Source organism: Bacteroides sp. 224 (assembly GCF_010500995.1).
Taxonomy (GTDB): Bacteria; Bacteroidota; Bacteroidia; order Bacteroidales; family Bacteroidaceae; genus Bacteroides.
The window spans coordinates 1-305 of record NZ_QVMK01000123.1 but is presented as its reverse complement, the minus strand read 5'-3'; the positions used below and the strand labels follow the sequence as shown (position 1 = coordinate 305).

1 pseudogene is annotated in these 305 nt (G+C 36.4%); it reads right to left on the bottom strand.

What is annotated here, in order from left to right:
* Nucleotides 1–128: 128 nt before the first annotated feature.
* Nucleotides 129–305, bottom strand: a pseudogene (locus D0T60_RS18890) (dicarboxylate/amino acid:cation symporter); the annotation flags it as partial.

Genomic DNA, 305 nt, shown 5'->3' with positions numbered 1-305 from the left:
AGCATGTTCCTGTTCTATCTCGAACTTCCGGATGAACAGATTAACTATATCTTGAACAGTGATCTTATTTCCCATAAACTAGAGAATCTGCTATGAACTCTAATTACCATGTTGTGGTTTTGAGCTAATGCAAGGTTTGAGAGTAGTGAGAGTATAAGAAGAAGCTTCCCGGCTTTGTTGCCTATATTGGCAATAGCTACAGTAACCAAACCCAATATGATTAATGGAATAACAAAATTTAGAAAATATGCATTGGGATGTGTAAACAACCACCATAAATCAATTGGGCGTTTAGGAGCATTCTT